Annotated in this window: 12 protein-coding genes; 2 read left to right on the forward strand and 10 right to left on the reverse strand. The window is 31.5% G+C overall.

Annotated elements, in window-relative coordinates:
• Window positions 1-2,730 (reverse strand): choice-of-anchor L domain-containing protein (locus ACIQ16_RS00005; protein ID WP_396147969.1); only part of this gene is annotated, 2,730 nt, incomplete at its 3' end.
• Between the two features lie 98 nt (window positions 2,731-2,828).
• Between ACIQ16_RS00005 and ACIQ16_RS00010 the strand changes: the two genes are divergently transcribed.
• Entirely contained in the window at window positions 2,829-3,725 is an 897-nt protein-coding gene (locus ACIQ16_RS00010; protein WP_396147970.1) for a NifU family protein, read from the forward strand.
• Between the two features lie 66 nt (window positions 3,726-3,791).
• Here ACIQ16_RS00010 and tsaB read toward each other — a convergent pair whose 3' ends face one another.
• The 3 genes from tsaB to ACIQ16_RS00025 all read right to left on the reverse strand — a co-directional run bounded on the left by tsaB (window position 3,792) and on the right by ACIQ16_RS00025 (window position 7,229).
• The gene (gene tsaB, locus ACIQ16_RS00015) at window positions 3,792-4,457 is read right to left on the reverse strand and encodes a tRNA (adenosine(37)-N6)-threonylcarbamoyltransferase complex dimerization subunit type 1 TsaB (RefSeq protein ID WP_396147971.1); all 666 of its coding nucleotides are present in this window, start codon (window positions 4,455-4,457) and stop codon (window positions 3,792-3,794) included.
• Window positions 4,458-4,537: 80 nt separating this feature from the next.
• Window positions 4,538-5,863: an efflux RND transporter periplasmic adaptor subunit gene (locus tag ACIQ16_RS00020; RefSeq protein WP_291242272.1), complete on the reverse strand. Its 1,326-nt coding sequence runs from the start codon at window positions 5,861-5,863 to the stop codon at window positions 4,538-4,540.
• Between the two features lie 4 nt (window positions 5,864-5,867).
• Window positions 5,868-7,229 carry a TolC family protein gene (locus tag ACIQ16_RS00025; protein WP_396147972.1) on the reverse strand — a complete coding sequence of 454 codons (1,362 nt, stop codon included), beginning with the start codon at window positions 7,227-7,229 and terminating at the stop codon, window positions 5,868-5,870.
• A 156-nt stretch (window positions 7,230-7,385) separates the two neighbouring features.
• On the opposite strand from ACIQ16_RS00025, the gene ACIQ16_RS00030 reads away from it, so the two are divergent.
• Window positions 7,386-8,777, forward strand: coding sequence for a DUF4403 family protein (locus ACIQ16_RS00030; RefSeq protein ID WP_396147973.1), 1,392 nt, complete (start codon window positions 7,386-7,388; stop codon window positions 8,775-8,777).
• A 179-nt stretch (window positions 8,778-8,956) separates the two neighbouring features.
• Here the strand turns inward: ACIQ16_RS00030 and ACIQ16_RS00035 are convergent, their stop codons facing one another.
• The 6 genes from ACIQ16_RS00035 to ACIQ16_RS00060 form a co-directional block, all read right to left on the reverse strand.
• Window positions 8,957-9,115 (reverse strand): hypothetical protein, encoded by a 159-nt coding sequence (locus tag ACIQ16_RS00035; protein WP_396147974.1) that lies wholly within the window; start codon window positions 9,113-9,115, stop codon window positions 8,957-8,959.
• A gap of 109 nt (window positions 9,116-9,224) precedes the next feature.
• The gene (locus ACIQ16_RS00040) at window positions 9,225-9,806 is read right to left on the reverse strand and encodes a DUF420 domain-containing protein (protein WP_396147975.1); all 582 of its coding nucleotides are present in this window, start codon (window positions 9,804-9,806) and stop codon (window positions 9,225-9,227) included.
• An 81-nt stretch (window positions 9,807-9,887) separates the two neighbouring features.
• Window positions 9,888-10,514 (reverse strand): SCO family protein, encoded by a 627-nt coding sequence (locus ACIQ16_RS00045; RefSeq protein WP_396147976.1) that lies wholly within the window; start codon window positions 10,512-10,514, stop codon window positions 9,888-9,890.
• Between the two features lie 33 nt (window positions 10,515-10,547).
• Window positions 10,548-11,240 (reverse strand): hypothetical protein, encoded by a 693-nt coding sequence (locus tag ACIQ16_RS00050; protein ID WP_396147977.1) that lies wholly within the window; start codon window positions 11,238-11,240, stop codon window positions 10,548-10,550.
• An 86-nt stretch (window positions 11,241-11,326) separates the two neighbouring features.
• A complete protein-coding gene (locus ACIQ16_RS00055; RefSeq protein ID WP_396147978.1) occupies window positions 11,327-11,677 on the reverse strand; it encodes a cytochrome C oxidase subunit IV family protein in 351 nt (116 codons plus the stop codon).
• A 22-nt stretch (window positions 11,678-11,699) separates the two neighbouring features.
• Window positions 11,700-12,686, reverse strand: coding sequence for a cytochrome c oxidase subunit 3 (locus tag ACIQ16_RS00060; RefSeq protein ID WP_353078300.1), 987 nt, complete (start codon window positions 12,684-12,686; stop codon window positions 11,700-11,702).
• Window positions 12,687-12,691 lie beyond the last annotated feature (5 nt).

Raw genomic sequence — 12,691 nt, forward strand, 5'->3', positions numbered from 1 at the left:
TAAATTTGTTGAACTTCCTGAACAAATAGATGTAGTACCCGTGAAACTAGTTACGGTTGGTTGCTGATTAACCGTGATTGTTCCTGTAGCAATTCCACCACATCCTCCAGTTAATGGGATACTATAATTAAATGGACTTCCTAAAGTAGTAGTTGGTGTACCACTAATAGTAATAGTATCTGCTGACCAACTAGCAGTAACTCCTGGTGGTAAACCATAATTATTAGTTGTACTTGCTATACCTGTTGCTCCTGTAGTAGTATGAGATATTGGTGTAAAAGTAGAACTTAAACATAATGTTGGTGAAGAAGTTGCAGCAGTAACAGTATTAGCTGTTGTTACTGTAATCGTACCAGTAGCATTTATCGAACCACAACCTCCCGTTAACGGAATGCTATAGTTAAAATTTCCTGAAGCGGTTGGTGTGCCACTAATCGTAATAGTATTAGCTGCCCAAGTAGCCGTAACACCTGCTGGAAGTCCTGTTGGAGTTCCTATACCTGTAGCGCCTGTAGTGGTGTGAGTTATAGGGATTAATGCAACATTAGTACATAATGAAGGCAAAGAAGAGGCGATGGTAACTGTATTATCCATATTGACAACCAAAGTTCCTGTAGCATTAATAGTTCCACATCCTCCTGTTAATGGAATTGAATAAATAAAAGTACCAGATACAGTTGGTGTTCCACTTATTGTAATTGTGTCTGCTGCCCAATTAGCCGTAACTCCTGCTGGAAGTCCTGTTGCAGTTCCAATTCCTGTAGCGCCTCCTGTGGTATGTGTTATTGGCAATATAGGTGAATTTAAGCAAAATGACGGATTGGTAGTGCCCGGAGCAACAGTATTAATAGAAATAACTGTGATTGTTCCAGTAGCGCTAATTGTACCACAACCACCAGTTAAAGGAATAGAATAATTAAAAGTTCCAGTTACAGATGGCGTTCCGCTTATTGTAATAATATTAGATGCCCAAGTCGCCGTAACACCCGCAGGTAATCCTGTTGGAGTACCAATATTTGTAGCGCCTGTTGTAGTATGAGTAATTGGTATTAAAGTAGTTGTTGAACATAATGTTGGAGTCGATGATGCAGGTGAAACTGTATAACCAGGTGTTACAGTTATCGTACCGGTGGCAGTAATTGTCCCGCAACCTCCAGTTAAAGGAATGGAATAATTGAAAGTACCTGATGCGGTTGGCATACCACTAATAGTAATGGTATTTGAGGCCCATGCTGCCGTTACACCAGCTGGTAAACCCGTAGCTGTTCCTATTCCGGTTGCACCTGTAGTGGCATGAGTGATTGCTGTTAAAGGTGTATTCTGACATATAGTAGGTGTTGAAGATGCTGAAGCTACCGTATTATTATTAATATAAGTAACATTAAAAGTAGCATATTCCGGACAAGCTGCAAAAATATTTGTAACTCTAGCAACTATTGGAATAGTAGCACCTAAAGTTATTGCAATCGGAGCTGTAATTGGATTATTCTCAGCTTGTGCATCACCCATTGAAAAATAATATTCCACATCATGCATTGTAGGATCTAAACCAGCTAAAATAATGCTATTTTGTGCTGTTAAATTTGCAGGTGAGCTACAAACAACCAAATTTTGTGGTGTTTGATTAATTGGAAAACCCGTAAAATACTCCACTATAATACAGTCTGTTTGTGAACAAGCACCACCACCTGTAACACTCGCGCTTACGCAATAAGTACCAGGCGAACTAACCGTAATAGAAGGGGCATCTATATTCATATCTACTCCGTTTTTTTTCCAAACAAAATCAAAATTAGCGGCATTTAAACCTGTGCTAATAACTCTAGTTTGACCTGGACAAATAGCTTGCCCATTAGAAACCAACATGTTTTGCGTATATGCGCCCCCTAAGCCAATTGGATATGTTATATTAGCTACCCCAACATTAAAACTCCCTCCTTCAATAAAAACTGCAGAATCGAAAGCCGTATCATTATAATCTCCAATTACTAATTTTATGGTATAAATATGATTTGGTATAACGGTTGCAGAAGCTGTCATAGGAACTGTATATCCTCTCATATTCATCACTGTGTTAGAAGCAGGCGTTATAATTGGGGTAAACACTGAAAAGTAAGTAGGATTTACAGAAGCACATGTAGCATTATAAGCACTATTTCTAATATTCGTAACAGAAACAGGCGTAGTAGTTCCTGGAATTACCGCTAAATTTTGTGGTGCAGTTCCAGCAGTAACATCCGTAAGTATAAAGGCAAAAACATCACTAAAACCACATTGGTAAGTACCGTATTCATTAGAAGCAAAAATAAAATTAAAGCTAAAATTATCTGTAAAAGGTGTAAAATTAAATTTAACATAAGAAACGTCATTGATAGGGCCAGCATTTCCGTTTGCAACGCTAATTGCTGAAAGTTGTGCGTCTCCAGCTCCAGAACAGACACTAGTGTCTGTGGTACCATTAAAACTACCTGAAGAAAGTCCAGCATTTCCACATCTTATAATTACACCATCTTGAAAGGGAAAATTTGCAGGAGAGCCTCCATAAGAAAAATAACCAATTCCACAATTCCCTTGAGAAGTAAAATTACTTACTTGAGCACACGGTGAATCAATTAATACATCCTGAACCAACTGAGAAACAGAATAAGTAGTAGTATTAACATTTATTGATTGTGAGAATAATATCCCACTAAAAAATAATAAAAAAATAGATATTGTAATTTTCTTCATTTTGAATATATCGTAATTGTGTTAACAAAATTATAATCTTCAAATATATAACTTTACTTTAATGAATGTTTATATCTTTGTAAAAAAATTGAAATAAAATGAGTAAAATATCGATAAAAAGCACAAATAACCTATCAATTGTAAAATTTGAATTAGAAGAATTTATCACTAGAAATCAAAATTTCGAATTTAAAAACATAGATGAAACTACAAATTCACCTTTAGCCAAGCAATTATTTTTTCTTCCTTTTGTAAAGTCCGTTTACATTTCAGGAAATTTTATTGCAATAGAAAAATTTTCAATAGTAGAATGGGAAGACGTTCAAGAAGAAGTAGCAAAACAAATTGAAGATTTTATAGCAAAAGGAGAACAAATTCTTATAGAAGATACAATTGCGAAAAAAAATCCAATTACGATTTATGCTGAATCTACACCAAACCCTGCGGTTACTAAATTTGTAGCAAATAAAAAACTTACAAATACTGCAGTTGAATGTAAAAACATTGATGAAACAAAAGCATCTCCTTTAGCTAAAGATTTATTTAGTTTCCCATTTGTTAAAGAAGTTTTTATTGATGAAAATTACATTTCAATTACAAAATATGATATTGCCGAATGGAATGATATTACATTAGAATTAAGAACTTTTTTAAAACAATATCTAGAGCAAACCGATTTAGTTGTAGACGAAAGTTTAATTGAAAAAACAGATAATTTCAAAATTAAACAAGAAGAATTTTTTGATAATTTAGATGTTACCTCTCAACAAATCATCAATATTTTAGAAGAATATGTAAAACCTGCTGTTCAAAGCGATGGTGGAAATATTACTTTTAACTCGTATGACGAAAGCACAAATGTAGTAAAAGTGACGCTTCAAGGCGCTTGTAGTGGTTGTCCGTCTTCAACATTTACTTTGAAAAACGGAATTGAAAATATGTTACGCGATATGTTAAAAAATAATTCAATTATAGTAGAAGCTATGAATGGCTAATTTTTTCTTACAATAAAAAAAGGGCTGTTTATATTATGTAAATAGCCCTTTTTTAATGTTTAAAATTTATTTTTTTGTAATTAAAACAAAATCTTTTAAATAAAAAGGTTCGAAATAGGCCACATCTTCAAATTGTTTATTTTGAAATTTTTGAAAAGAAATTAAACTCATTTCTTCAGAAGAAGGAAATTGAATTTTTGGATAATATTTAAATTTTTCATCCGTTAAAATTTCTTTAAATTTCATCGCGCCATCGCCAATTAAATGTAATATTTCGGATGTTTCTTGAAACGAATTTTCATCAATAATTTCCGCTTTTGTTTCTCTAATTTTAGCATAATTACTATCAAAAAACGCACTGTATACTTCTAATCTTCTGGCGTCAATCATAGGTAAAATAGTTCCGTTTGATATATTTATTTTTCTCGCCAAAATTTCTAAAGTATCAATAGCTATTAACGGAATAGATAATGCATAGCACAAACCTTTTGCTGCAGAAACTCCAATTCGTAAACCTGTATAAGAACCTGGTCCTTGACTAACAGCAATAGCTTTTACTTCTTTTAATGTTACATTGGTTTCTAAAAGGAGCTCCTCAATAAAAACATGTAATTTTTCAGCATGTGAAAAATTTTGTTCTGCTATTTCTCTTATTGCAAGCGTTTTACCGTCTTTTGACAAAGCAACTGAGCAATTTTTTGTAGCGGTTTCTATATTCAGAATTAATGCCATTTTTATTTTAAATTTAATACACAAAGAAACAAAAAAAGACACAATTTCTTGTGTCTTTTCTAAAATCAAAACTATATTAACTAACTTTTTTGTTCTTTAGCTTTTTTATCTTGGTCAGATTTGGTTTCTAATCTTACTTTATCATTTGGCAGTAAGTCTTTTGAAACTAAAGTGTACGGTCCAATTATAATTTCATCTCCTTTTTTCAAGCCAGATAAAATTTCAATATTGGTATCATCTTGAATCCCGGTTTTTACGACTCTAATTTTGGCTTTATCACCAACTTTTACAAAAACACATTCAAATTTAATATCTTTTTTAGGCGCATTTCCTTTTTTCTCTGCTTCTTCTTTTTCAATTTCGGCTACAATATCTTTTTTGGTTGATGTAGTATCATCTTTAATTACGATAGCACTAATTGGAACTGCTAAAACATTTGTACTTCTTTTTGTTTCGATATCAACAGTAGCCGTCATTCCTGGTCTAAAAGGAGAATAACTAACTGGTTTCCCTTCTAACAAATCTTGGTACGATTCTTTTACTAATCGAACTTTTACTTTAAAATTCGTTACTTGATCTGCTGTTAAACCTGTTGTAGCTGAGTTAGAAATACTTGTAACTACACCATCAAATTTTCTTTTTAAATAAGCATCAACTTCAATTTTTGCCGAATCGCCAATACTTACTTTTACAATGTCATTTTCATTTACATCAACTTCAACTTCCATATTATTTAAGTTGGCAATACGCATCATTTCTGTACCAGCCATTTGTTGTTGTCCCAAAACTCTTTCGCCTAACTCTATATCTAATTTAGAAATGGTTCCGTCAGCAGGTGCAAAAATGGTTGTTCTTTTTAAATTATCACTTGCTTCTGTAACGTTTGCCGAAGCCGATTTCATTTGGTAATATGCCGATTGCTTACTGGCAACTGCCACTTCATAAGCAGAAACAATTCTGTCCCATTCTGCACGAGAAATTACGCCTTTATCGTACAGTTTTTTGTTTCTGTCGTAATTGGCTTTTGCTTCTTTAACTTGAGCATCAGCTTGACTTACACCAGCTTTTGAAGTTGATAAAGACGCGACAGTTCGGTCAACTCCAGAAGTATAAATATCTGGATTTATTTTTACCAATAATTGTCCTTTTTTAACTTCCTGCCCTTCTTTTACGTTTAAGGCAATAATTTCACCTGAAACTTCTGGCATAATTTTAATTTCAACTTCTGGTTGAATTTTACCAGTTGCCGAAACGGTTTCAATAATCGTCATCGTTTCTGCTTTAGAAACTTCTACAATTTTACTGTCGTCGTTATTTCCAATTTTTCCTGATTTTTTAAGAATAATTAATAGTACAATCACTGCAACTACACTTCCTAAAATGATAAATAATTTTTTTCTTGACATAGCTTTATTGTTTTTCTATAAGTGGAATTCCGAAATAAAATTCTAAAATTTTAATTCTAAAAATATAATCATACTTGGTTCTTAATACTTCTGATTGTGCGTTTACGAAAGCAGTTTGAGATTGGTTGTAATCAAAAACATTCATCATACCAATTTCGTATCTGTCTTTAGCGTATTGCATCGCTAATTCGCGCGCTTTTACAATTTGTAATGCCGCTTCATAACTTTCTTTTGCGGCTTTTGTATCGGTATACGCTGTAAATACATTGCGCTCAATATCTAATTCTTGTTGATCTTTGGCTAACTGACTTTTCGCTAATGCAATTTTGGTACGAGCTACATTATTTTTCACAGCAAAACCATTAAAAATTGGAATATTTAGTGAAAAACCAAAATTTTGACCTTTATTAGTACTAAACTGATCAAACAAAGGTTTTGGACTCGTTACTATCGGTACACCATTAATTATTTCAAATCCGTTGGAATTTGATGCTCTGGTATTGAAACCATAAAAAGCGGTTAAACTTGGTAAATAAGCTCCTTTAGCGATAGAAATATCTTTTTCTGCTACTGCCACATTGGTTTCAGCAATTTTTAATTCCGTTCTGTTTTCTTTAGCTTTAGCAATTACCGCTTCTGGTGTTTCGTTTAAAACTGTTGATAACATCGAAGGCATATCGTCTTCCGAAATATCAAAATTTTGAAAATCTTTAATCTGTAATAATTGTGCCAAACTTAATTTAGATAATAACAAGGTGTTTTCTGCCACAATTACACGCTGATTTCCTGTAGCCATAGTAGCTTGGATGTCTAACAAATCGCCTTTTGGAACATTTCCTGCTTCCACTAATTCAACAGTTCTGTTATATTGTTTTGTATTAAGTAACTTTTGTTGGGTTTGAACTTTTAAATTTTCTTTATTAAATAAAATCTGTAAGTAAGCATTGGCAACGTTTAACGCAATATCTTCTTGCATTTTCGTTAACTGATATTGAGAAGCAATGATAGCTAAATTGGCTTTTCTTAACTGATTTACATTTTGCAATCCTTTAAAAATATCCACATTTGCATTTAAATTGGCAGAGGTAAATTGCGTCGTTTGATTTTCTAATAAACCCGTTGTAATGTTTTGATTTAAACCAATATTCCAAGAATGCGATGAAGATGCGTTTACGTTTGGTAAAAAATTACCAATAGCATCTTTTTTAGCGATAGCTGTAGTTTGCGTATCTAATTCCGATTGTTTAATGGAAATATTATTTTTTATGGCATAATAAATACATTCTTTTAATGTCCATTTTTTTTCTTGGGCAAAAGAAGTAACACTCACAAAAAATAGTATCAAAACGATTTGTACTGACTTCATTATAATAATTGTTTTACTATTTGACCATTGTTTATTAAAAATGTTACACTTTACAATTAAAAATTTTACTTTTATACCAGAAATAAATTAAAACAGAATACAATATTTTCTTATATTTTTTGTTTTTCTTAAAATCGTTTTACAGAATCGTTAATTATGAATATAAAAATTAAAATTTTGCTTTTTAGCATTATAAGCTTAGGAATCTTTAGTTGCGGTTCTTCAAAAAAAATAGAAGCACTAAAACCAGAACCCAGCAACAATGCTCCAATTGTGTATAGCAATAAAACATCGCTAATTGCAATGCCTATGGAAGTGAGTTTAAAGGAAGTGGAATATCATTTAAATAAAAATGTAAAAGGGTTAATTTATGCTGATACCATTTTAAACGATGATAAAACAGAAATGAAAATTTGGAAAACTTCTGATATCAAATTGGTAGAACAAAACGGTGAAATTGTTTCGGTAATTCCTTTAAAAATTTGGGCAAAAATAAAATACGGCACCGAATTTATGGGTCTAAACGACACTCGAGAAATAAATTTAAACGGAACCATAACTTTAAGTAGTAAAGCCAATTTCGCCAACTGGAAACTAAACACCACTTCTAAAATTGAAGATTTTGAATGGAACGAAAGTCCAAGTATCGTAGTAGCTGGAAAAAATGTACCAATTACCTATATCGTTAATCCCACTTTATCTATTTTTAAAGGGAAAATAGCCAAGATGATTGATGAGGCAATAAATAAAAGTTGTGATTTTAAAACGCAAGTTATGCAAGTTTTAGAAACACTTTCTACACCTTTTATGGCAAATGAAACGTATGAAACTTGGTTCAAATTAGTTCCAAATGAAATGTATAGTACAAATGCAGTTTTGAGTAATTCTAAAATTACAATGAATTTAGGATTAAAATGTCAGATGCAAACTTTAATTGGCCAAAAACCAAAAAGCGGATTTGACAAAACTAAAATCGTTTCTAAAGCGGTTGCTAAAATTCCATCCGATTTTAATGCTTCAGTTGCGGCTGTTTCTTCATACGAAAGCGCAAGTAGAATTATGACTAAAAATTTTGCTGGTCAAGAATTTGGTTCTGGGAAAAGAAAAATCACCGTTCAAAAAGTAGCATTATGGTATAAAGATGGAAAAATGATTATTGCTTTAGATATGATTGGATCGGTAAATGGAACAATATATTTAGCTGGAATTCCGAAATACAATATTGAAACTAAAGAAATTTATTTTGAAGAAATGGATTACGTTTTAAACACAAAAGGCGTGTTAACAAAAACTGCAAATTGGTTGTTACAAGGCGTAATCTTAAAGAAAATTAAAGAAAGTTGCAAGTTTTCTATTCAACCTAATTTAGAGGAAGGAAAGAAAAGTATGCTTCCTTATTTAACAAATTACTCACCAATGAAAGGTGTTTTTGTAAACGGAAAATTAAACGATTTTGTGTTTGAAAAAATGGAACTTACCGAAAGTGGCATTGTTGCCTTTATTACTTCATCAGGTTCAATGAAAATTACAATTGATGGAATGGAATAGTGAAAAGTAAAAAGTAAAATGGCAAAAGTAAAAAGGCAAAAGCAAAAATACTAAAGACGCAATTAGCCATAAAGTTTGTCATGCTGTAAGCATCTCTTATTAGTTGAATTGAACAACGTTAAGTGAGACCCTTTCATGGAGACAAGTTTGCAAGAAATTTTGGTTTGGTTTTTGAAAAATTATTCTGCGACTACTTTTTTCTTTTGTTTTAATCGCCAAACTGCGAAAAAAACGCCCGCTACTAAAATATAAGGTATTGCCATTAAATACACAATTCCGTCATTAACACCTTCGGCAACTGCTTTGTTAGCTTCATTTTGTAATGAAGCTCTGCACATAGCACATTGTGCGTTTCCTTCAAGTAAAAAGAAACAATTAAAAAGTAAAAAATAAATCTTTTTTAGTGTATACTTTCGACCTTTGACTTTTAACTTTTGACTTTTGACTTTACTTAACATAATAAGGCGAAATCATTACATAAACCACCACACCCGTAATAGCAACATATAACCAAATTGGGAATGTAATTCTTGCTAATTTTTTATGCTTATCAAATCGATACGCTAAAGCTCGAACATACGTAATTAATACTAAAGGAATAATAATTACTGAAAGTGAAATATGTGTAATAAGAATAAACAAATAATTATATCTTTCAAAACCAATTGCTATTCTTTCTGATTCTTCTAAGATAGAATTATGGTTTGTATCACCAAACACAGCGGAAATTGAAGTCATATGGTACGCCACATACATTAATAAAAAGGCTAAGGAACAAGCAATAGCTGTTTTCATTAAATATTCGTGCAGTTTTCTTTTACCGTTTTTTATAGCTAACACGGCTATAACTAATAAAACCGCGGTAATTCCGTTTATAGTTGCATAGATAGGTGGTAAAAAGTTTAAAGGTTCCACATCGTACCCTAATTTTCTTATATTCACACCAAATAAAGCAGCTACAGCAATTGGAATAATAATAGATACAGCTGTTATTAGTTTATTGTATTTTGTTTCGATGTTGTTTTCCATTTTAATTATTTTTTTCGAACACAGATTGAAGAAATTATATTAATTTCTAAAATTCATATAATAAGTTATTAATTTTTATAATCACTCTTTTAATAATAATTTAATATCTTCTTTAATGGCATCAATTCCTGATTGTTCAAGGCCATCGTAATACATAATTGGGTTACCAAATTTATCTTTTCGACATCTGATATTTCCTTCTTTATCAATTAGAGCAAAAAGTCCTGAATGTTCGAAACCACCTTGTACTTTATCATTTTTACCTGCAAATATATTAAACCCTTTATTTGCAATACTCATAATATACTCATAATCACCTGTTAAAAAATGCCAATTCGAATGTTTTACACCTAATGATTTAGCGTGCTCTTTTAAGGCGGCGGCTGTATCATTTTCGGGATCTATAGTGATTGAAGCAATTCCGAAATTTAAGTCGCCATAAAAAGTTTCTTGCAATAGCAACATATTTTGATTCATTTTCGGGCATATTGTTGGACAAGATGAAAAGAAAAATTCAACCACATAGACTTTTCCCAAATATGATTTATCTGATATTTTCTTACCGTTTTGGTCTGTAAGTTCAAAAGAAGGTACTTTAGCTAATTTTTCTAAACCGCTATCTTTAAATCTTTCAGTTAATTCTTTTACTGTCCAAATTCCGAACAATAAAACAATAAATGATATTCCTATATATGAGTTTTTTTTCATGAATCAATTAATTTATTCTAAGCATTAAGTTATCTATTTTTTAATTACCTCTTGTTCAATTTTATCTCTAAAATCATCTTTACGTTTGTTCTTTTTTAAAGCCAAACGGTATTCGCGAAGTAATATTTTAACATCATCTGACATTTCATTATGTAACTCTGCAGCAGAAATGGTGTTATAACATTCTCTATATTCTACTTTCCCTTTAATTTTCTGACCTTTTCTTCCTCTTAACCTTTTTTCTTTATCTAAAATATACACAAAAGGAGAGCCTGTAAATGCATCTAATTTATTTTTAAATTTAAAGGTATTATAGTACGTTTCAATAGCTTCAGGTTTTCCGAAAAGAAAATGCCAATTATTTAAATCATTTGAGAGTCTTCTAAACTCCAACATTATGGCTTTAATTTTATCTTGATTTCCTTCTGGCAAAATCATCACCATTTGAAAATCTTTAAAACCGCCATATTTATTATAAATTTTCTGATTTAAGTTAAATAAATTGGCTTTTACTTCTTCAATATTACTTCCTGGAAAACCTAAAACAGTAATATTTTTATCTAAAACCACTTTCTCACCATTTAATGAAACAAATTCATTTGAAAGTTCAGTATGATTTTTTGAAATAACGGGTAGGAATAAGGAATTGTGCGAGGCTGTTGCGAAAAACATATAAGCCACTATTGGCAAAATGAAGAGTACAGTTAATACGATATATTTTTTCACTACAGAAAAGTTAAATATTGATATACAAAGATAAAAAAAATCCCGTTCCAATATAAATCGGAACGGGATTATTATTATTTATTTTATTAAAACATCCATTTGTAATGAGAATTTTCAAATACTTCAAAAATATAATCTGCTTCAATTAAAATAATAAAACATAAATATAAAATTAAGAATACTAATGGAGCTACAACAGACCAGCGTAAACTTTTCTTTTCACCTTCTAAGTGCATAAAAGCCCACATAATATAATATGCTTTTACGATTGTTAAAATGATAAACAACCAGTTAAGTAAACTCATTTTAATAAAAGTTCCAAAAAATAAAGCATCTGGTTTTGTAATACCAAAATAAACTTCAACTGTTGTAATGATAGATAAGATTCCGAATACTGTCCAGATTCTTTTCATATTAGATTCGTGTGCGTGTGCCATAATATTTTATTTTTACTAAAAATTAAACTAAATAGAAGAATGTAAATACAAACACCCATACTAAATCGACAAAGTGCCAATATAAACCAACTTTCTCAACCATTTCATAACTTTTTCTTCTTTCATATGTACCTAATAATACATTAAAGAAAACTAAGATATTTAACATTACACCAGAGAATACGTGGAAACCGTGGAAACCTGTAATGAAAAAGAAGAAATCTGCGAATAATTTATGACCGTACTCGTTTCTAATTAAACTTGCACCTTCAACTACTAAAATTGCGTCTTTCAATTTAGTTTCTGATTCAGCACGAGAAAGTACTGTTTTTTCTTTTTTCTTTGTAATGAATTCTGTTCTTACCAAAATTTCAGGATGTGATTTAAATCCAGCCATTACTTCATTAACAGAGTATTGTGGTAATTCGTGGTCTTCTTCCATAAACCAAACCCCTTTATCTCTTGTTAACTGCTCTCTTTCTTCAGGTAAAGTAGCTGCAAATTCTTCTAATTTGACTCTTTTGTATCCTGTTTTTTCAGATTTATCTACTTTCACAAATTGTAAAATAGAACCTCCAGCCGTTTCTACAGCACCATACTCACCTTTGATGAAATTTTTCCATTCCCAAGCTTGAGAACCTAAGAACATAAAACCACCAATTACTGTAAGTAACATATAAACAGCAACTTTTGTTTTTTGTAATTTATGACCCGCATCAACAGCGATAACCATTGTTACTGATGAAAAGATAAGGATAAACGTCATCAATGCCACATAGTACATAGGTGCGTTTACACCGTGTAAGAATGGAAAGTGGGTAAATACCTCATCGGCAATTGGCCAAGTTTCGATAAATTTAAATCTAGAAAATCCGTAAGCAGCGATAAAACCTGAAAAGGTTAAAGCATCTGATACGATGAAAAACCACATCATCATTTTACCATAAGTGGCTCCCATTGGTCCTGGACCTCCGTCTAAAGCGTGTTCATTATTAACCGTAGCGCTCATATAAT

Source organism: Flavobacterium sp., assembly GCF_044360715.1.
Lineage (GTDB): Bacteria > Bacteroidota > Bacteroidia > Flavobacteriales > Flavobacteriaceae > Flavobacterium.

Excerpts from the sequence above, each read along its gene's own strand:
- ACIQ16_RS00010 (WP_396147970.1), top strand. The coding sequence starts at position 2,829 with ATGAGTAAAATATCGATAAAAAGCACAAATAACCTATCAATTGTAAAA.
- tsaB (WP_396147971.1), bottom strand. The coding sequence starts at position 4,457 with ATGGCATTAATTCTGAATATAGAAACCGCTACAAAAAATTGCTCAGTT.
- ACIQ16_RS00020 (WP_291242272.1), bottom strand. The coding sequence starts at position 5,863 with ATGTCAAGAAAAAAATTATTTATCATTTTAGGAAGTGTAGTTGCAGTG.
- ACIQ16_RS00025 (WP_396147972.1), bottom strand. The coding sequence starts at position 7,229 with ATGAAGTCAGTACAAATCGTTTTGATACTATTTTTTGTGAGTGTTACT.
- ACIQ16_RS00030 (WP_396147973.1), top strand. The coding sequence starts at position 7,386 with ATGAATATAAAAATTAAAATTTTGCTTTTTAGCATTATAAGCTTAGGA.
- ACIQ16_RS00035 (WP_396147974.1), bottom strand. The coding sequence starts at position 9,115 with ATGTGCAGAGCTTCATTACAAAATGAAGCTAACAAAGCAGTTGCCGAA.
- ACIQ16_RS00040 (WP_396147975.1), bottom strand. The coding sequence starts at position 9,806 with ATGGAAAACAACATCGAAACAAAATACAATAAACTAATAACAGCTGTA.
- ACIQ16_RS00045 (WP_396147976.1), bottom strand. The coding sequence starts at position 10,514 with ATGAAAAAAAACTCATATATAGGAATATCATTTATTGTTTTATTGTTC.
- ACIQ16_RS00055 (WP_396147978.1), bottom strand. The coding sequence starts at position 11,677 with ATGGCACACGCACACGAATCTAATATGAAAAGAATCTGGACAGTATTC.
- ACIQ16_RS00060 (WP_353078300.1), bottom strand. The coding sequence starts at position 12,686 with ATGAGCGCTACGGTTAATAATGAACACGCTTTAGACGGAGGTCCAGGA.